General features: G+C 57.5%; 16 protein-coding genes. 9 read left to right on the top strand and 7 right to left on the bottom strand.

Features of this window, described 5'->3' with window-relative positions; translation table 11 throughout:
* Window positions 1-151: 151 nt before the first annotated feature.
* Window positions 152-1,045 carry a hydrogen peroxide-inducible genes activator gene (locus IG616_RS03580; protein ID WP_192146429.1) on the top strand — a complete coding sequence of 298 codons (894 nt, stop codon included), beginning with the start codon at window positions 152-154 and terminating at the stop codon, window positions 1,043-1,045.
* A gap of 29 nt (window positions 1,046-1,074) precedes the next feature.
* On the opposite strand, the gene IG616_RS03585 is transcribed toward IG616_RS03580, so the two are convergent.
* Window positions 1,075-1,884 (bottom strand): transglutaminase-like domain-containing protein, encoded by an 810-nt coding sequence (locus tag IG616_RS03585; protein WP_192146431.1) that lies wholly within the window; start codon window positions 1,882-1,884, stop codon window positions 1,075-1,077.
* A 243-nt stretch (window positions 1,885-2,127) separates the two neighbouring features.
* Window positions 2,128-2,391, bottom strand: coding sequence for a DUF1488 family protein (locus tag IG616_RS03590; protein ID WP_192146433.1), 264 nt, complete (start codon window positions 2,389-2,391; stop codon window positions 2,128-2,130).
* A 401-nt stretch (window positions 2,392-2,792) separates the two neighbouring features.
* On the opposite strand from IG616_RS03590, the gene IG616_RS03595 reads away from it, so the two are divergent.
* Both IG616_RS03595 and IG616_RS03600 read left to right on the top strand, forming a co-directional pair.
* Window positions 2,793-2,939, top strand: a complete 147-nt coding sequence (locus IG616_RS03595; protein WP_192146434.1) for a hypothetical protein — start codon at window positions 2,793-2,795, stop codon at window positions 2,937-2,939.
* Window positions 2,940-3,177: 238 nt separating this feature from the next.
* Window positions 3,178-3,801, top strand: coding sequence for an FMN-binding negative transcriptional regulator (locus tag IG616_RS03600; protein ID WP_192146435.1), 624 nt, complete (start codon window positions 3,178-3,180; stop codon window positions 3,799-3,801).
* Window positions 3,802-3,907: 106 nt separating this feature from the next.
* Here IG616_RS03600 and IG616_RS03605 read toward each other — a convergent pair whose 3' ends face one another.
* On the bottom strand, window positions 3,908-6,376 hold the full coding sequence (locus IG616_RS03605; protein WP_192146436.1) for a methyl-accepting chemotaxis protein: 2,469 nt from the start codon (window positions 6,374-6,376) through the stop codon (window positions 3,908-3,910).
* A gap of 239 nt (window positions 6,377-6,615) precedes the next feature.
* The gene (locus tag IG616_RS03610; RefSeq protein WP_192146438.1) at window positions 6,616-7,242 is read right to left on the bottom strand and encodes a helix-turn-helix transcriptional regulator; all 627 of its coding nucleotides are present in this window, start codon (window positions 7,240-7,242) and stop codon (window positions 6,616-6,618) included.
* A gap of 484 nt (window positions 7,243-7,726) precedes the next feature.
* Between IG616_RS03610 and IG616_RS03615 the strand changes: the two genes are divergently transcribed.
* From IG616_RS03615 to IG616_RS03625, 3 genes are all read left to right on the top strand, one after another.
* Window positions 7,727-9,715, top strand: a complete 1,989-nt coding sequence (locus IG616_RS03615; RefSeq protein WP_209007248.1) for a putative bifunctional diguanylate cyclase/phosphodiesterase — start codon at window positions 7,727-7,729, stop codon at window positions 9,713-9,715.
* A gap of 111 nt (window positions 9,716-9,826) precedes the next feature.
* A complete protein-coding gene (locus IG616_RS03620) occupies window positions 9,827-10,150 on the top strand; it encodes a DUF2293 domain-containing protein (RefSeq protein ID WP_192146440.1) in 324 nt (107 codons plus the stop codon).
* Between the two features lie 225 nt (window positions 10,151-10,375).
* Complete coding sequence (locus tag IG616_RS03625; RefSeq protein ID WP_192146442.1) at window positions 10,376-11,719, top strand: alpha/beta hydrolase family protein; 1,344 nt, start codon at window positions 10,376-10,378, stop codon at window positions 11,717-11,719.
* On the opposite strand, the gene IG616_RS03630 is transcribed toward IG616_RS03625, so the two are convergent.
* Window positions 11,658-12,281, bottom strand: a complete 624-nt coding sequence (locus tag IG616_RS03630; protein ID WP_192146445.1) for an MOSC domain-containing protein — start codon at window positions 12,279-12,281, stop codon at window positions 11,658-11,660. The two genes, IG616_RS03625 and IG616_RS03630, sit on opposite strands and share 62 nt — an antisense overlap.
* 207 nt (window positions 12,282-12,488) lie before the next feature.
* Between IG616_RS03630 and IG616_RS03635 the strand changes: the two genes are divergently transcribed.
* Together IG616_RS03635 and IG616_RS03640 are read left to right on the top strand one after the other, a co-directional pair.
* On the top strand, window positions 12,489-13,826 hold the full coding sequence (locus IG616_RS03635; RefSeq protein ID WP_192146447.1) for a hypothetical protein: 1,338 nt from the start codon (window positions 12,489-12,491) through the stop codon (window positions 13,824-13,826).
* Between the two features lie 162 nt (window positions 13,827-13,988).
* Entirely contained in the window at window positions 13,989-14,753 is a 765-nt protein-coding gene (locus IG616_RS03640; protein WP_192146449.1) for a hypothetical protein, read from the top strand.
* A gap of 43 nt (window positions 14,754-14,796) precedes the next feature.
* Here IG616_RS03640 and IG616_RS03645 read toward each other — a convergent pair whose 3' ends face one another.
* On the bottom strand, window positions 14,797-15,354 hold the full coding sequence (locus IG616_RS03645; RefSeq protein ID WP_192146451.1) for a pyridoxamine 5'-phosphate oxidase family protein: 558 nt from the start codon (window positions 15,352-15,354) through the stop codon (window positions 14,797-14,799).
* 291 nt (window positions 15,355-15,645) lie between these two features.
* Here IG616_RS03645 and IG616_RS03650 point away from each other — a divergent pair, with 291 nt between their 5' ends.
* Window positions 15,646-16,983: a pectate lyase family protein gene (locus tag IG616_RS03650; protein ID WP_192146453.1), complete on the top strand. Its 1,338-nt coding sequence runs from the start codon at window positions 15,646-15,648 to the stop codon at window positions 16,981-16,983.
* 63 nt (window positions 16,984-17,046) lie between these two features.
* On the opposite strand, the gene ettA is transcribed toward IG616_RS03650, so the two are convergent.
* Entirely contained in the window at window positions 17,047-18,696 is a 1,650-nt protein-coding gene (ettA, locus tag IG616_RS03655) for an energy-dependent translational throttle protein EttA (RefSeq protein ID WP_192146455.1), read from the bottom strand.
* Between the last annotated feature and the right edge of the window lie 5 nt (window positions 18,697-18,701).

The raw sequence follows: 18,701 nt of genomic DNA on the forward strand, positions 1-18,701 counted from the left end.
TAGCAGGCCCATATGGACCTATTGTGGCTTTGGCCCGTCCGGTGAGCGCGCCCGCCCCCTCGTCTTTTCAGGCGTCGAAGGGATCATGACAGGGACGCTTCATCAGATCCAATCGTATTGACCAGAACGAGCAATCAGTTATTCTTATCGAATGATCTCACTCCGCCAGCTCCGATACCTTGAAGCCCTTGCCACGCACCTGCACTTCCGCCGTGCAGCGGAGGCAGTTTCCGTCTCACAGCCAGCTTTATCGATGCAAATCAAGGAGTTGGAGGAGGAACTCGGTCTTAGTCTGATCGAACGCCAACCCAATGCCATTCGTCTGACCCGCGAAGGTGGCGAGATCGTCGAGCGCGCCCGGAAGATCCTGACGGACGTCCGCGACCTGGCGGACTATGCCCGCCAACTGTCCAGCCCGCTATCCGGCCCGCTCAGGCTCGGTATCATTCCGTCGATCGCGCCCTATCTGTTGCCGCGTATCCTGCCTGCACTCAATCAGGCCCATCCGCAATTGGACCTGACCATCCGCGAGACCCTGACTGACCCGCTGACCCGTGAACTTATCGCAGGCGAGCTTGATGCGATGATCGTCGCCCTGCCTGTCACAGAAACGGCGCTCTGCAGCGCCGCACTCTTCACCGACAGGTTCCTGCTTGCCCGGCAGTCCTCCGACACTGTGGACCCACGCGCAAGGGTTTGCCCGGACGACATCCGGAATCAGAACCTTCTTCTGCTTGAAGAGGGCCATTGCCTGCGCGATCAGGCTTTGAATTACTGCGCCAGCCTGCCGACGCCCGGACGCAACACGCTGGGGGCAACGTCACTGGCGACCGTCATGCAGATGGTTGCTGCGGGCTTCGGTGTAACCTTGCTTCCGGAAATCTGCGCCGATGTGGAAGTGCGTGATGACCGGGTTCTCTTACAAAGGTTCGAAGATCCTCAGCCTGCCCGTACAGTCGGCCTCGTCTGGCGCCGCTCGTCCCCCCGCCAACAGGATTTTGAAGCTTTGGCGGAAACGCTGCAGGACTCGATTGGCCCCCGCTAAGCTCGTAGAAGCCGGCAGCCAAGCCGGTCTCAGGCAGACGCCTTCTCGTAGGTCCAGACCTTGAAGGACTTCAACACATGCGGCCCGAACGAGTTGATCAGCGGAATATCCGCAGCATCCCGCCCTCTTGCGACCACGATACGGCCAATGCGTGGAATGTTGTTGCGCGGATCGAACGTGTGCCACCGCCCTCCAAGATAGACTTCCATCCACGCAGAGAAATCCATCGGGTCAACGACAGGCACACCGATGTCACCCAAATGGCCATTCACATAGCGGGCAGGAATATTCAGGCACCGGCAAAGAGCAACGGCCAAATGGGCATAGTCGCGGCAAACCCCAACACCTTCCTCAAACGCCTCAAGAGCCGTCCGGGTCACGCGGGCTTGCATATAGTCAAACTGGATATGCTTATGCACGAAGTCGCAGATGGCCTGCACCCGGCCCCATCCGGGAGCAACTGAGCCGAACATGTCCCAAGCCATCTGGCTTAGACGGTCAGTCTCGCAATAGCGGCTTCCCAACAGGAAAATCAGACACTCGTCAGGAAGGTCAGCCACAGGCACCTCCTGCGCCTCATAGGCCTGCAGGTCCTGCTGCCCGTCATCCGCGATGGTAGCGTCGCTGCGGATGACCAGTTCCCCGGAAGGCGCGACGAAGCGCAGACAGCGGTTCCCGTAGACATCGTAATAGAAGGACATGGCCGTTGGGGGATCAAGCTCGAGAATTTCCGGTACCAGGACGTCCTGCCGCCGGTCTTCGCTGAGCGAGAGCAAGCACACCATCGCCGTGGGCTGAGTGCAGGAGACTTTGATTTCGTAACCGTATCTGATGAGCATGGAATGCGGCATCCTCTGTTTCGGATCTGGAGCAGTGATGCGGCACTGCATGGGGCGTGAATTCACTCTGTGGTACGAATGGCTTGAGCGGATGGGCTGGACAGAAGGCATCGGGCAACGGCCGCCCAAGAGCCTCAGAGACTTGCAGATCCTCCCCGCCATCCCAAAAGCCCTGCGTGCCAATCGCCTTGGCTTTCCGAACCAAACGGGACGCCATATCCGGCAGATCAATGAGCCCGCGCCTTAGCGGAAACTGTCGCGGCCAAGCTCGTAAACACGCCGGTGCCCATTCGCGTAGGCCTTGCGTGCAATCTCGTGGATCTTGTTCCGGGCCTTGTCAAAGGCTTGAAGATAGGCCGTCTCGCCCTGCTGGGCATCGGAAGCCACTGGCTCCAGCGCGTCGACATCCACGGTGAAGGAAATCTCGAACATGCCATCATGCCCAGCAAACCGGACACACCTGCGAACAGGATCGTAGCTGCGGCTCGGATTCAAAAAACTGAGCATTTTCAATCACCACACATCACAACCGAAGCAGATTCACTTCAAAAGACCAACCGGCTGAAAATAAAATTTACACAAATAAACAATACCCGAAACTTTTGAAAATAGAAATACGTTATTGAAATAACATCAAAATTGATCTTCAGAATTATTTTTAAAAAGACATCAATAAACCTCAATGGAATATTATGCGTCAGTTCTTGAAATAACGCCCATACAAATGTCTTCCAGATTAAGCGGTAGCATCGTTCAGTTTTTGCTCCCGCGGGTGCAGAAACAGCCCCGAACCGGCAGCCGTGACTCAGTTCAAAATGGCTGCAAGATCCGTCTCGCTCACATGGGCTGTCCATTTTCTAAAAAAGTCAAAAGTTCAAAACCGACTACTCAAAAGAGGGAATGCCAAGATGGCCAAGGGTCAGAAACGCAAAACAAAAGAAATACGCAAACCCAAACAGGACAAGTCAAACGTCAAAACAGAAACCGAAGCACGCGGTTTTCTGAATGCAATTGACCCAAGTCAGATCCGCGGCAAAGACGCAAAGCGGAAGTAACGCGCGGAAGCTCCCCGCGCGCCCGGGCAGATTTGAGAGCAAGACGCTGCACCGGTCCGGGCGGGCACTCCCAATGCAAGCTGCGGCCCGCTTGACCCCATTTCGTATGCAAACTATGCGTTCTGGGGTAGAAAGAACGTCAGGAAATTCGATATGCTTCCTGTCTCAATGACCTCAGAGCTGACCCGTCTCCCGGGACGCTGCCCTTGGATCATGCTATAAGGGAGACCGCCAGCCGATGTATACGCCTCCTGCCTTTGCCGAGACCGATCAAGCGGAAATTCAGGCCATGATCGAGACGGCCGGGCTGGCGTCGCTGATCACGATGACCAGCGAGGGCCTGATGGCAACGCCGCTTCCCCTTCTGCTCAATACCCACGAAGGTCAGCAGGGCACTCTTTACGGCCACATTGCCCGCGCCAATCCGCAGTGGAAGCTTGAACCGCAAGGCGAAGCTCTGGTGATCTTTCCCGGCCTGGACGCCTATGTCAGCCCCGGCTGGTACGCCTCCAAGGCGGAACATGGAAAGGTGGTTCCCACCTGGAACTACAGCGCGGTGCATGCCTATGGCGCCGTGGAGTTCTTCGAGGATGCCGGCCGGCTGCATCAGGTCGTCTCGGACCTAACGGAGAAGCACGAGAAAAACCGGGCGGAACCCTGGACGGTGACCGATGCACCGGAAGCCTTCATCTCGGCTCATATGCGCGGCATTGTCGGCGTCCGCATCGAACTGAGCCGGATCGAGGCCAAAAAGAAACTCAGCCAGAACCGCTTGCAGCCAGACAGGCAAGGTGTCGCCGAGGGACTTGCGAAAGAAGCCAGCCCCAGTGCCCGGGCGATGGCATCGAAGATTCCGGTCTGACGGGCAAGAGAGACGCTGGAACAAGCAAACGTCTTTAAAGGTCAGGACATCCCGGCCCCGGCGCTTACCTGCCCGGCCGGGGTGTCCAGCAATGGTGTACGCGGCTTCAGGCGGCCGCGACACGGGTCAGGAAAGCTTCGATCTCCGACTTCAAGGCCTGGCTGCGCTGCCCCAGTTCTCCTGCTGCCGTCAAAACCGTCGAAGACGCGCTTTGGGTCTGGTCAACGGTCTCAGCCAGCCGGACCATGTTGGTCTGAACCGCTCTGGTTCCTTCCGACGCCCGTTGCACGTTTCCGGAAATCTCGTTGGTCGCGGCTCCCTGCTGGGTGACTGCGGAAGCGATTGCCTGCGTATAGCCGTCCACCTCCTCCATGGTCGAGGAGATCGCGGAGATCGCGTGGACTGCGTCTTCAGTCGATCCTTGAATGGTCAAGATCTGGCTGGCGATTTCCTCGGTAGCCTTGGAAGTCTGGTTGGCCAGTTCCTTCACCTCGGAAGCAACGACGGCGAAGCCTCTGCCCGCCTCGCCGGCACGCGCCGCTTCGATCGTCGCATTGAGCGCCAGAAGATTGGTCTGCTCGGCGATCGCCTGGATCAGCGTCACCACTTCGCCAATCTTTGTGGCTGCAACGGCAAGCGACTGGACCTTACCGTTGGTGTCACGCACAGCGCCGGTCGCACTGGAGACAATTTCGGTCGTCCGGCGCACCTGTTCACCGATTTCCGCGATGGAAGCAGATAGCTCTTCGGCGGCCCCGGCAACGTTTTCGACGCTCAATGTCGCTTCTTCGCTGACCCTTGCCGTGTCATCCGCCTGCGTCGCGCTCTGATCCGCGATACTGTTCAGCGACTGGGCGGTGCCGTCCATAGACCGCGCGGTGCTGTCCAATGTGCCAAGCAGATCCTGCACACGATCACGGAAGCCACTGATCAATGCATTGACTTCCCGCTCGCGGGCCTCCTTGCGGCGTTGATCCGCGCGGGTTCCTTCCTCGAGGCGCAGTCTTTCGATCGCGTTGTCCCGGAACACCTGAACCGTCCGGCTCATGTCCCCGATCTCGTCCTTCTGACCTGTGGACGGAATGTCCACGTTGGTATCGCCTTCGGCCAGCGTCGCCATCACAGAGGTCAACCGGCGGATGGGCCGCGTGATGACAAAGGAAAGCGCCAGGGCGATCAGGGTTCCAAGCGCAACGGACACAAGAACAACCACACCGATCAACAGAAGAGCTGTCTCTGCCTGTTCATAGGCTGTCCGGGACTGTTCAGCGGCAATACCGGAGATCTGCCCGCGGACTTCGGAAGAAAGCTGCGCCAGGCGGATGAGCGCTTCGTCATAGCGGGCACGCGCTTCCGAGACCGCTGAGAATTCCGTGGTGAACTGATCGACCTCCGCGAGGATGGCGTCAACGGGACCCTTGATCTGCGGAAAAGCTGCAGCATCTGCACCCAGCGTATTTGCGATGTTCTGAAGGATCGAACTGCGGGTGATTACGTCGCTGTCCTTCAGAGTTCCCATATTCGCAAAAAGCTCCATCGCAGTTCCCCGCAGGCTCAAGGCTTCCCTGAGATACTTGTTCGCATTGACAGAAATTAGTGCTGCGATGGTCAACTGAGACTGGCTTCCTGCAGCTTCCTTGCGGGCAGCATCCGCCGCTTCGAATACAGCGTCACGCACTTGGGCGGACCTGGATACCAGCTCCGAAGCGAGCCCGGAGGCATTTCGGCGGCTCTGGAAACGGGCAGAAGGAGCCAGCGAGGCATCCGCTGCTTGAGCCAGAAGTTCCTGGAACCTTGCCACAGAGCTTTCGATTTCCTGCAGCTGAGCCGGGTCTACTCCATCAACCTTGATCTTTGCGGCCTTTGCGACGGCTTTCGACATATCGCCGGCCTTGGCCACGAGATTTTCGATAAGGTCCGTATCCGCAGCAGGCCCTGCCCCATCAAACGAAAGATCCGAGGACCTCGCCTCGCGCAGCAGGCGGTCCAGCTCCAAGGCCCGGTCCTGGATATCAGCCAGCATGCGGCTCACTTTGTCCGCTCTCGTCCGCTTGCTATCAGCCGTCTTGGCAACACCCTTGGCGCTCTGTTCGATGGCGGTCATTTGATCGGAAATGCTGGTCCCCAGGGCCTCCAGCTTGCTGACGGATTTCAGCATCTGACTGGACGAGGCCTGCTGACCAGCAACTGCATCGACAACCGCCTGAAATTCGACGGAAAGCTGATCCACAGCAGCTTCAGAACGCGACACGGCAGAACGTGCTTCCGGCACATCTGCGAGTATTGTCATGAGGCCCTCAAGGGCCTCCCTCAGGCGCGCAATCTCTGTAACGGCGGCTTCCGCAGCCGACGCATCACGGCTTTGCAAGTAGATTTCCCGCGCCGCAGAAACTTCCTGAAGCTGCGCGACAGCAGCAGCTGCACTGGCGTTCACCGCAGACTGGTCCCTGAGCTTCTGAATGCTTAAGGTGCCCAGCCCTCCGATCGCTGCGGTCAAAACAACCATAGCAGCAAAACCACCGCCGACTTTGACGGAGAAACGAACATTCCCCAATGGCTTGGTCAACCAGTCCACCACATACACTCCCAAGGCAAATTGCTTCTTCCAGAAACAGTCAGGGGAATGAAAAAAGAATGAAAACCTGCATAAATCCGGTGTACCTGAGTGCCCGAATTAATTCGCATTCTTTACAGTGTTGAAAAACATGGTGCAGACGGCTCGCCAAATTTCATTTTTGAAAGCTGCAAAATTAATAAGCGAGCTTCTTGGGTCAAAGCAAACCTTCTGAAAAACTCAAAAATGCAGCAGAGAAGTCAGGCCGCTTCCCGAATTCTGTAAACGCACCTTCGACCGCCCGACAGCAGATGCTCTTCACGGGACAACGCAACGCCATCGCCAAGCACATCCTGAAATAGACGCATTTCGGACCGGCAAAAGCCTTGGCAAGCGGACGCAGCCGCACAGATGGAACAGTGATTTTCAATCAGAAGAAAACTGCCGTTTTCTTCCTCGACGCTCGCCATATAGCCTTCCCGTGAGCGCAACTCGGCCAATGCCTCCAGTCTGTCCCGCAAAGTCGTCTTACCCTTCAACACCTCTCCATAGAGCTGCCGCGCAGACTTCTCCCGGTGAGAGATCAATTGCTCGATACCACTCTCGCCGTAGAGATCCTTAAGGCCTGAAAGCAAACTGAGGATCAGGCCGGAATGATTGTCCGGGAATTGCCGGTGACCTGCCTCGGTCAGAGACCATTGGCGCTTTGGACGGCCAACGGTTCCCTTTACGTCCTCAAAGAGGACCAGCCCTTCCGCAAGCATGCCATCCAGATGCTGCCTCACCGCAACCGGCGTCACCGACTGTGCGTTGGCCAGTTCAGCCGCCGTTTGAGGGCCAGCAAGTTTCAGAGCATTGAGCAATCTTGTACGCGTTCGGTCAGACATAGGATTCTTCTAACACACCCCGCCAATTAAAAAAAGTTTTTGCTTTTCATATTGGCGCTCGACGCTCCGCATACTATAAAGAAATAAATATCTTTCTTTATATGGTGTTCAGATCATGCCGTACACAGACAAGCCTCCAGCACTCTTCAGTGACCTCCCCAGGCGGGCCACTCTGCTTCAATGCCTTCTTGCCGGTATCCGGTACTGGTACGCAGAGCGTTCGAAGCAGCGCTATTTGCAGGAGATCCCCCTGCAATTGCTTTCAGACGTGCATATGAGTTCCAAAGGAAGAACACTGGAGACATTACGTAGAGAACGGAAAGACGGTTTAATGCAGCTGCGCTGGCGCATCTGACAGGACACCACCGTCCCTCTCCCGAAGCGTCAACAATCCTCGGTGGAGACCTTGAAAAAATTCACGGCGCACTTTTAAGGTCAAGTTATCGTTTGCGCTGTACTGTGCTCGCTCCAAGAGGAGCCCACAGTGACTGCAATTCGCATGCTCTGGAACTGGTTGACCCTAACCAACCAGCATCCTGAACTCATTCTTGCTCAGTTCAAGGAGCTGAAGCGGCAGGTTCCGTTGCTGTATGCATTGCTCATGGTGAACGCCATAGCAGTCTCCTATACGCATTACGGATATGCTCCTAACTATCTGACGATCTGGCTGCTTGGGCCTCTTGTGACCATTTGCGGCCTGCGCAGCTTTCTGTGGCTGCGAACCTCAATTGAAAATGTCACCTATACACGTGCGCTGAAACAGCTCCGTCAGACTGTTTTTCTTAGCGGCATCCTTGCAGGCGGGTTTATTATCTGGTCTCTCGCTCTGGACGGATACGGCGGAGACATGGAACGCGGTCATGTCTCTCTTTTCATAGCGATCACCGTGATCGGCTGCATCTTTTGCCTGATCAATCTGCCTCAGGCCGCGCTCTTGGTTATGAGTGTGGTGACGGTTCCCTATATCGCGTACTACATCAGCATTGATCAGAATGTCTTTCATGCCATTGCACTGAACATCTTTCTTGTCAGCCTTGTGCTCATCCAGGTCCTGCTCAACGGCTATTCGGCATTCCGCGATGTCATTTTCTCCCGGATGGCTCTTGCCGAAAAACAGCATGAGACCGAGATCCTGAGCGAGGAGAATGCCCGCCTGGCCCATACGGATGCCCTCACCGGCCTGCCAAACCGGCGGCACTTTTTCTCAAGGCTGGAGAGCACACTGGCGGGCGCCAGCAGGGAAAACGGAGCTTTCACCATTGGTGTTGTGGATCTGGACCGCTTCAAGGCAGTCAATGACACTTATGGCCATCACTTCGGAGACCTGCTCCTGCAGCAGGTTGGAGACCGCCTAAACGGCCTTTCCGGCAAAACACCCGGACTGGAGATCAGCAGGCTCGGGGGTGACGAGTTTGGTATGATTGTTCAAGGGGAACAGGACGGATTGCTTGCGCTCGGGCAATCCATAAACGAACTTGTTTCCTGCCCTTACAATATCGAAGGCATTCAGGTCACCATCGGCTGCTCGATCGGCCTTGCGAGTTTCCCCGATGCGGGACGTACGGCCCATGAGCTGTTCGACCGTTCCGACTACGCCCTCTACAATTCCAAAACAGAGAGCCGCGGCCAAACTACGCTCTATTCCTCCAAGCATGAGCAGCAGATCCGCTCTGACCGGGCAATCGAAAGCGCTCTCCAGGCAGCGGATCTGGACAGTGAATTAAATGTGTACATGCAGCCAATCCTGGACCTGCAGCGCAATGAAATTGCGGGCTACGAGGCGCTCGCCCAATGGTCCAGCCCTCAGCTGGGCGTTGTCCCTCCGGACAAGTTCATCCCCTTGGCCGAACGCACCGGCCTCATGCGCAACCTTACCCTGACGCTGTTTGGCAAGGCTCTTGCCGGAATGGCATCTCTTCCAAGCCGGCATTATCTCTCGTTCAATTTGTCCGCACATGACATTACCTGCAGCGAAACCGTTCTATTGCTTCTGGCAGCAATCACCCAAAGCAAGGTGGCCGCTTCCCGGATCATGTTCGAGATCACCGAGACATCGGTCATGGATAGTTACGAACTGGCCGAGAAATCGATACGGCTGCTGCGCAGCACGGGAGCGGTCATCGCGCTGGATGACTTCGGAACCGGCTACTCAAGTCTCAGCTATCTGCACCGGCTGCCAATCGACCGGGTGAAAATCGACAAGAGTTTCATTGCGGAAGGCGAAGATGAAACCAGCTGGAAGGTCATTACCTCCATCATCGCCCTCTGCCGCTCCATGTCCTTGGACTGCGTTGTGGAAGGTATCGAGACAAACGAACAGCGAATGCACCTGAAGGGCCTCGGCTGCCGATACATTCAAGGCCATCTCATTGCCGAGCCAATGCCCGCCGGAGAAATTGGGGACTGGCTCAGGAAAAGCAGCTATACAAGCGACGAGGAAACACTCCGGAGAGTACTGGGAGCAGACCAATAATGCCATGTTCCCTATCGCTTAGAGCAGCCGGCAAAAGCCATCGCAACGGCAGCCCCGGAAACGCGACAGTATGAGTTGCCTTCAGATCGAAAGCACCTGACAGTGGCAGCCATGAACCGGTCCGGCGGCACCCGCAGGCAAAAAGACCTCCGCAAGGCCCTGAGAGCCTTGGCCCCTCGTATTCCCATGGCGGACGCGGAGAGCGTCCTGGACCTTGCAGGCTCGCAGCACCTCCGCTGTCTCCCTTTATCAATTGCCTTATGGCAAGCGCTTGCCTCCCGCGTCCGCCATGCTCACAGTGACTATGACGCACTGCTTGCAGACGGCTACGATCGGGACGCGGCCCGATACTTCGTTGCCGACGGAATGAACGAAGTCCTTGAGGACTGGGGTTGCGCGCGGCGTATCGACAAGGATGACGAAGACACGCTCTAACGGCCCCCCTCACTTCCAGGGGAGGCAATCGCTTGCAGTGATCCCTACAACGGACAGGCCAATGGGCAGAGCGATGTTTATGCCCAGAAGCATTTGACAAGTCTATTCTTTGTCCCAAGCGAAGATCTATTGCAAGCAACGGCAAAATCTCTCCGTCCGGCTTTGACAGACCTGCGCCATTTGGCGATTGTGACCTGTCTCCTGCTCTCCTTGCCGAGTCTCTCCATGGCTGAAAACCGCATCGACATGATCCGCCCCGACGCTCCTGAGCTTGCCGCTCACGGAGTTTTCGGTGTTGGCAGGACCACCTTGAGCCTCACCAATCCAGATCAGGTAGATGTCCTTGCCGTCATTGCCGGGGAAAAGGACAAGCGCTACGATCGTCCGCTGACTGTCGAAGTTTTCTATCCCGCGGCAGCGGAGACGCAGCCGGTTCCGATTGACGCGATGATGCGGGACGGATCAATGATCAAGCTGTCCGGGAGGTCCGCACCGGATGTGGAAGCGGATCGCTCCGGCGCCCCATACCCGCTCGTCATCGTGTCCCATGGGTATCCTGGCAACAGGTTCCTGATGAGTCATCTCTTGGAGAACTTCGCCTCCAAAGGCTATGTTGTCGCCGCCATCGACCACGCGGACAGCACCTACGACAATAAGGCAGCTTTTGAGGCCACGCTCGTCAACCGCCCGCTGGACCAGAAATTTGTCCTGAACGAGATGGACCGGCTATCGCGGGAAACAGATACGCTTCTAGGAGGCCTGGTCTCGACAGACCGCACCGGTCTGGTTGGCTTCTCCATGGGAGCCTATGGCGCAGTGATCACCTCTGGTGGTGGCCTTTCCAAGGTTGCAGTTGACGGCAACCGCAAGAAAATCGGTGATCTGCTTGCCATTCACGAAGCGGGGAGCCAGTCCTATGCAGACATGCTGGACGACCGTTTCAAGGCAGTCGTCGCCATCGCTCCCTGGGGCCGTACCAAAGACTACTTCACGGAAGAAACCCTGAAGGGCGTAAGGTTGCCGATGCTCTACGTCGCAGGCAGCCACGACGACATTTCCGGCTACGAAAACGGCATTCGCAAGATCTGGGAAGAAAGCGTCAACACCAGCCGTTACCTGCTGAGCTTCGAGTATGCCAACCACAACGCTGCCGCGCCAATGCCCGCGCCGGAGGAAAGCTTTTCTTACAGCGAAAAGCTCGGCTTTGCACCGTTCGACCATTATGCCGACCCGGTATGGGACACAGTGCGGATGAACAACGTGCTGCAGCACTTTTCCACGGCCTTCCTCGACCTGCACCTGAAGCAGGATCTGGACAAGGCGGCGTATCTCGATCTCATCCCCTCTTCGAACGACGGCGTCTATGCCATGAACGAGGACGGCACACCGAAACAGGAACACACCTACTGGAAGGGGTTTGGCAACCGGACGGCCAAGGGTCTAATGTTCGAGCATCTGCCGGCGGCAAAGTGCACTCTGCCCCTTCAGCCGGGCTCCGGTCCGGTCTTCAGGCCGGATCATAAATCCACTGCTCCGGCACGTGAGCCGTCACTTCTTCGCCAGCTTTGACGACGCCTGGCCTTTCGACAAAGCCGACAAGCCCGCGCAGCCGCCGGGCGACCTTCGGAAACAGGAGGTCCAGCCCTTCGCGCTCTCGGAAATGCTTCGCAATTGATTTGCCTGCATAGCGGCAGGGCGCATTGTCGCCGTCGACCCGGACCACCGCGCCGCCTTCGAAAACGAGACGGGTTCTCGGTGGGATCAGGGACAGGCTGGGTATACCGGAAACGGAGATATTGCCGCCAATCCAGCCCGCGTGAAGCTGTGAAATCTCCATGCGCCCGGCGATCACCGCCAGTTCCTCGATGCTGAGAACCGAAATCTGCCGCTCGTTGCACATTTCCGTACCGCGCGGATACCAGGGCTCACGGCCACCCGAGCACCTGCTGAAGCCGCTGTGCAGGTCGCCTGGAATGCCCTCCATGCCGAGCGTCAGGGCTTCGCAGGAGAAAGTATTGAAGTCCTCGTGAGTTCTTGTCTTGAGAACCTCTTCCACCCGGCCCTTGAGCTTGCGTCCACGGATCACCCTCAAGGCATCAAGAGTCGCGTTCAGAGCAGTTGCATTGGTCACGCAAGAATCTCCGGAAAGATGCGGGAAGCACGGAACAGCAGTTCTCAGGAGCAAAGGCCACGTCCTTACCAATCCCGCCAGCGGCAAACAAGAAGCCAAATTGCTCCAGCCTCTCTTGCGGCGGCACTTCAATCTCAAAAATTACCTGCACAGTTTCACAACTTATGATTTTATTGGTCAGATATAAAATCATAAAGGGAGCCAGCAATGACCAGTCAATGTCTCGAACTGAAGTTCGTGAATTCCACGACCCTTGAAGACAGCAAGGTCTTCATCACGTTTCAGATCATCCCCGGAGGCCAGCCGGACTTCGACGTCACCTATGGCTCCGGGAAAGCAGTTTCCTTCAAAGCAGCCGATTGCATCATATCGGAATCCCTGAGCCTCAAGGACATTGGACCAGCGGGCTTTGAGGTGACCCGCGCAGAAGGCGTCGTCATTTATGTGTCCTATGGGGCACCGCTCACCTCCACCACGTCAGCGCCAGCCTACATTGGAGGCGGCACCGATTATGGCACCCTGTTCCAGCCTTTCGAGCTGACCCGGACCGGCAATCCCGGCGATCAGGGCGACATGACGGCAATCAATTACTTTGCCGCTCCGATGAAGATTTCCAGCTATGGGCAGGACGCCAGCAAACCGCTGCAATCGGTGGGCTATCTGACCGGCGCAAATCAGATCGGAAACGAGATTTCAAAGCTGACCGGCGCAAATCCCCTGTCGCGGATCACCAATACCGGCGGCTATCTCGTGCGCTACATCGGCCCGTCGTCCTTCAATCCGCAAGATGCAACGATCCCGTTCCCGACGTTCGTTCCCTATCTGCAGGCGGTCTACAAGGCTGGCCAGCAAACGAAGATCGCCAACAACAATGCCTTTGTCTATCCGCCTGCCGGCACAAATGGATCGACGAACTACAACTTTATTCTCGACATGACCGCCACAGCCCAGGCCGACGGCAGCATCGTGCTGGATGGAACGATATCGACCGAAATCACCCCCGCCGGACAGGCGCCTTCACCTGGCAAATCCTTCAGCGGATGCAAGCTCACCATCTCCGCTGCGGATGAGAACCTCTATAATGGCGTCATCTACGGCCAGGCCTTTGCCGGCAATTCCGCCGTCAGCTTTTCCGGCGGCTGGAGCGAGCTGAAAGCCTATATCACCTCCCTCGGCCTCGACCCGCAGGACGCCTATGGCACAACCCAGCGGCTCGCGGTTGGAGAGATTACCTCCGGCCTGCTCATGGGCTTTGTCAACAGCCAGGTGACGCCCAAGGGCGGCACCATTCCCATCAAGGACATGACGAGCCGTGACTGGTGGACGATCACACCTGTCATCGCCTTCGAGGACGTTCAGCCGGATCACCCCTACTACAACACCTACGCGCAGGTGATCTATTCAGCTTCAGGCAATGAGGCCTATTCCATTCCTTATAGCGACCGGCTCGGAGACGGTCCTCTGGTCAACAGCGTCTCCTTTGAAAACCAGGATGTCCTGTCCTGGACCGTCGAGTTACTGCCGCCGCTGGCAACTCCAGTCTGACTTCCCGCCCCAAGGAACCGAGCCCAGGCGAGACCAGGCACGATCAAATTAATTGCATCTGAAATAAAAACAACCTTAAGGTGATTTAAGTCAGGAAAATACAGTCAGAGGGTCGCCAGCACGGGTCGATAATGCTGGCGGCTCCGGCACGGAGGAACCTGCATGACATCCTGTATACGGCTTTTCGTATCACTCTTGCTTGCTCTGAGCGGCTTGACCGGCACGGCTCTCAGCCAGGACGAGGTTCCGCCCTGGGCAGACGAGATCGGGCAGGTGACCAATTTTCTCGCCTGCAAGGGCAATCCTTATGCCCTTTGCTACTATTCCGGCCCCGAACAGGCGACCCAGGTGAGAAACGGCTCTCCGTCAATGCCTTGCGTGGTATCACCGGACGGCAAAAGCGCTGACTGCACCTGTTACGCTATCACCGAAGACGATCAGGTGAAGCAGACCTATAATTTTGTCCTGATCGGCTCGATCCTCGATCCGAAGATCCGCGAGGAAACAATCAGCACCTGCGGAGCAGAGGGCGAAAACTGCAGAAACATGAAGAACCTGGCTCTGTGCAACACCAGCAAGAATATGCCCGGCTGCACCGTGGCGCCGGTCTGCAGCCACCTGGGCTCGATCGCAGGCAACAAGCTGCCGACGCTTTATCCGGGCGGCAATGCGAAACTGATCTCCACTTTCAGCTTTGCCTATGCGGGCGATCACCCGTTCGGCTCGACCGACTGCAGCGCAACGCCCGGCCCCTATGCCGGCTGCATGACCGCCCCCTGCACGGCGGCGGAAAACGGCGAAACCACCTGCAAATGCCCGATCTACAACGGGCCTTATCAGGTCGGCCTTCAACTCGGCAAGCTGCCTCCCTTAAGCTGCGATATCTCCCCCAACGTCTGGTCCGCAGCCGAAAATCCCGGCAACTGAGCAGCCCCCCCGAGTGCGGCAGGTCTCCGGATCTGCCGCGCCCTCACTCAGCCGCGAAGAGACCGGTCGGATAGCCATCCAGACTGACCTGGTTCTTTTCGCGCTGATAGGCTTCCAGCTCCTCCGGCGACTTGTTGTCTGCCCAGCGGTCAAGCGACCCACGCTCGCCCCTGTAGTCGAACAGAGGCACACCGAAACCGCAGGAGGTCTGGACCAGATCAATATCGATCAGGATCATCTGCCGCGCCCCCGGAGGCTCATTTCCCTCAAAGGGACCGGCCAGAAGCTCCGCATATTCCGCACTCTCCCGCCGGATCACCCGCCCGCTTCCATAAAGACGCAGGATCTGGGGTGGCCCTTCAACAGCGCAAAACATGATGGTCAGCCGGTTGAGCTGGCCAAGATGGGCCGCCGTCTCGTTGCTGGAGCCGGTCTGATCCAGATAGACCACCTGGTTCGGCCCGAGAATCCGCAGGGCCGTGGCAGGTTTCGGCGAGACATTGACCCGGCCGGCTGGAGCGGCGGAGCCGGTGAAAAAGATATGCTGCCGCGAAATGAAATCCGACAGGCGGCTGTCGATGGATGGAAATTGCTTGGCCATGCGTTTTCTCCCTCTGGCAGCCCAAGGCTGCCGCGGGCCGGCGGTCCGGTCAATTTAGCAAAACTCAACACAGGATAAAAAACCCAACAGCACAATCATTGGTTATATTGAATATTAGAATATTAGTAATCTAGAGTAGTCTGAGGCCTGCCTTCGGCGCTGATGTGACACGGCCTGCGCAGGAAGGAGCGCACCGCGCCGTGAATTGAAGTGAAGTGAAGTGAAGTGAAGAGATTCACACAGCAAGCGCCTAAGGCAGACTGGTCGAAGCCCGTATCTTGGGAGGGATACATGACATTGTTCCGCAGTTCCTGCACCATGCGCAGCCTTATGGGCGCGCTCACACTATCAGCCCTCAGCTCGTCAGCCTTCGCCCTGCCGGACGGTATATCTGCAGCTGCAGTTTCACTGTCCCGTGAGGCAGCCCCGATGGGCTGGGCCACACAGGATGGCGGCACCACGGGTGGCGCTGCAGCTGACGAAGCCAATGTTTATCTTGCCCGCAACCGGAAAGACCTCATTGCCGCGCTGGGAGGCGGCAACGCGACCAATGCCAAGGACGATACGCCGCGCATTATCTTCATCACCGGCACCATTGACCTAACGGCTGGGGACGACGGCACACCCCTCAAGCAGGAAGATTTCGCCCAGCCCGGGTTCGACTTCGATGCCTATATAGAGGCCTATGATCCGGAGACCTACGGCTTCGACAAGGAGCCGGAAGGGCCGCTGGAGGACGCGCGCAAGGCCTCGCAAAAAGCCCAAGCCGCCCATACTGTTATCCGCATTGGATCCAACAAGACGCTGATTGGTGTGCCCGGCGCGAAGATCATCAATGGAACGCTCCTCCTTAAGGAAGTGGACAATGTGATCATCCGCAACATCACCTTTGAGGACAGCTATGACATGTTCCCCCAATGGGATGGCACGGATGGTTCAAAAGGCCATTGGAATTCAGAGTACGACCTCATTTCCATTGAGGACGCGCGCCGCATCTGGATCGACCACGCAGCCTTTTCAGACGGAGCACGGCCCGATGAAACCGCACAGGTGGTCTTTGGTGAACACATCCAGCACCACGATGGACTGATCGACATCAAGAAACTCGCGGATCTTATCACCATCTCCAACAGCGTCTTCCGCGATCATGACAAGACCCACCTGATCGGCTCATCCGACAAGCGGGTGGAAAACCGCGGTCTTCTGAAAGTGACCTTTACCGGCAACTGGTACGACAATGTCCGCCAACGTATGCCGCGGGTACGCTTCGGCCAGGTCCATATGCTTGGCAATCTGTTCACGCCGCGCCTTGATGGCCCCTACCCGTTCCTCTACGCCTTTGGTGCAGGCAAGGAGAGCAAGATCCTCGCAGAGAACAACGTGTTTGAAGCAGAAGGGCTCGATGCTGCTGCAATCGTCGGCAATTACAAGGGCACGTCGCTGACGGTTTCCGGCACGGTTTTGAACGGACAGCCCGTGGACCCGGTTGCCGCCTTCAATACGGCAAATCCGGAGAAAACGCTGGGCAACAAGACCGGCTGGACACCTCCTTATGATTACACCAAGCCGGACCCGGCTTCCGTCAGCACCGCTGTCCGTGCCACGGCGGGACCAACCCTGACCATGTGACACAAACAAAAAAGGCGGACCAAACGGCCCGCCTTTCCCATTTTCAATCACCAGAGCTGTCCCTCAGCGGGTCAGAGGCTTGTACTTGATGCGGCGCGGATCGGCGGCATGGGCGCCGAGGCGGCGGACCTTGTCCTTTTCATAATCTTCGAAGTTGCCTTCGAACCACTCCACATGGCTGTCGCCTTCAAAGGCGAGCATGTGCGTGGCCAGACGGTCGAGGAACATACGGTCGTGCGAGATGACCACGGCACAGCCGGCGTAGTTTTCCAGCGCGTCTTCCAGAGCGGCCAGGGTCTCAGTGTCGAGGTCGTTGGTCGGCTCATCGAGCAGGAGAACGTTCGCGCCCTGCTTCAGCACCTTGGCAAGATGCACGCGGTTGCGCTGACCACCGGAGAGGTCCCCCACCTTCGCCTGCTGAGCCGGGCCTTTGAAGTTGAAGGACGAGCAATAGGCGCGGGAGTTGATTTCCTTGTCGTCGAGATAGATCACCTCGGCACCGCCGGAGATTTCTTCCCAGACGTTATTGTTCGGGTTCAAGGCGTCGCGCGACTGATCCACATAACCCATGTGCACGGTATCGCCGACAATGACCTCGCCGCTGTCCGGCTTTTCCTGGCCGGTCAGCATCTTGAACAGGGTCGACTTACCGGCGCCGTTCGGGCCGATCACGCCAACAATGCCACCGCGCGGCAGCTTGAAGGACAGGTTGTCGATCAGCAGACGGTCGCCGAAGCCCTTGGAAACGTTCTTCAGTTCAATGACGTTTGCCCCCAGACGCTCACCCACCGGGATGAGGATCTGTTCGATCGAGGGCATACGCTCTTCCTGAGCCGACAGCAGGTCTTCGTAAGCCTTGATACGCGCCTTGGACTTGGTCTGGCGGCCCTTCGGCGACATGCCCATCCATTCGCGCTCACGGGCAATCGCCCGGTTGCGGGCCATGTCCTCACGGCCTTCCTGGATCATGCGCTTGGACTTCTTCTCCAGATAGGAAGAGTAGTTGCCTTCGTACGGAATGCCCTGGCCGCGGTCCAGCTCGAGAATCCAGCCGGTCACGTTGTCGAGGAAGTAACGGTCGTGGGTGATAATCAGCACGGAGCCCTTGAACTCGCGCAGGTGGCGTTCCAGCCAATGCACGGTTTCAGCGTCCAGGTGGTTGGTCGGCTCATCGAGCAGCAGCAGGTCCGGCTCGCTGAGCAGCAGCTTGCACAGCGCCACTCGGCGGCGCTCACCACCAGACAGGTTGGTCACATCGGCATCTTCCGGCGGGCAGCGCAGAGCTTCCATCGCCATGTCGACCTTGCTCTCCAGATTCCAGAGATCTTCGGCGTCGATGATGTCCTGGAGCTTCGCGCCTTCCTCGGCCGTCTCGTCCGAGTAGTTCATCATCAGCTCGTTATAGCGGTCGACGATCGCCTGCTTGTGGGCCACGCCGTCCATGCAGTTTTCCTTGACCGTCTTGGACTCGTCCAGCTGCGGTTCCTGCGGCAAATAGCCGACCTTGGCGCCTTCTGCGGCCCAGGCTTCGCCGGTGTACTCCTTGTCGAGACCCGCCATGATCTTGAGCAGGGTCGACTTACCGGCACCGTTCGGGCCGAGAATACCGATCTTGGCGTCCGGGTAGAACGACAGATGGATGTTGTCGAGCACCTTCTTGCCGTTATAGGCCTTGGAGAGGCCATGCATATGATAGATGAACTGGCGCGCCATGGGGC

Origin of the sequence: Roseibium litorale, from assembly GCF_014842915.1 — a bacterium.
GTDB classification, from domain to species: domain Bacteria; phylum Pseudomonadota; class Alphaproteobacteria; order Rhizobiales; family Stappiaceae; genus Roseibium; species Roseibium litorale.

Coding starts and splice junctions, on each gene's coding strand:
- IG616_RS03580 (WP_192146429.1), top strand. CDS start 152: ATGATCTCACTCCGCCAGCTCCGATACCTTGAAGCCCTTGCCACGCAC.
- IG616_RS03585 (WP_192146431.1), bottom strand. CDS start 1,884: ATGCTCATCAGATACGGTTACGAAATCAAAGTCTCCTGCACTCAGCCC.
- IG616_RS03590 (WP_192146433.1), bottom strand. CDS start 2,391: ATGCTCAGTTTTTTGAATCCGAGCCGCAGCTACGATCCTGTTCGCAGG.
- IG616_RS03595 (WP_192146434.1), top strand. CDS start 2,793: ATGGCCAAGGGTCAGAAACGCAAAACAAAAGAAATACGCAAACCCAAA.
- IG616_RS03600 (WP_192146435.1), top strand. CDS start 3,178: ATGTATACGCCTCCTGCCTTTGCCGAGACCGATCAAGCGGAAATTCAG.
- IG616_RS03610 (WP_192146438.1), bottom strand. CDS start 7,242: ATGTCTGACCGAACGCGTACAAGATTGCTCAATGCTCTGAAACTTGCT.
- IG616_RS03620 (WP_192146440.1), top strand. CDS start 9,827: ATGAACCGGTCCGGCGGCACCCGCAGGCAAAAAGACCTCCGCAAGGCC.
- IG616_RS03625 (WP_192146442.1), top strand. CDS start 10,376: ATGGCTGAAAACCGCATCGACATGATCCGCCCCGACGCTCCTGAGCTT.
- IG616_RS03635 (WP_192146447.1), top strand. CDS start 12,489: ATGACCAGTCAATGTCTCGAACTGAAGTTCGTGAATTCCACGACCCTT.
- IG616_RS03640 (WP_192146449.1), top strand. CDS start 13,989: ATGACATCCTGTATACGGCTTTTCGTATCACTCTTGCTTGCTCTGAGC.
- IG616_RS03645 (WP_192146451.1), bottom strand. CDS start 15,354: ATGGCCAAGCAATTTCCATCCATCGACAGCCGCCTGTCGGATTTCATT.
- IG616_RS03650 (WP_192146453.1), top strand. CDS start 15,646: ATGACATTGTTCCGCAGTTCCTGCACCATGCGCAGCCTTATGGGCGCG.
- ettA (WP_192146455.1), bottom strand. CDS start 18,696: ATGGCGCGCCAGTTCATCTATCATATGCATGGCCTCTCCAAGGCCTAT.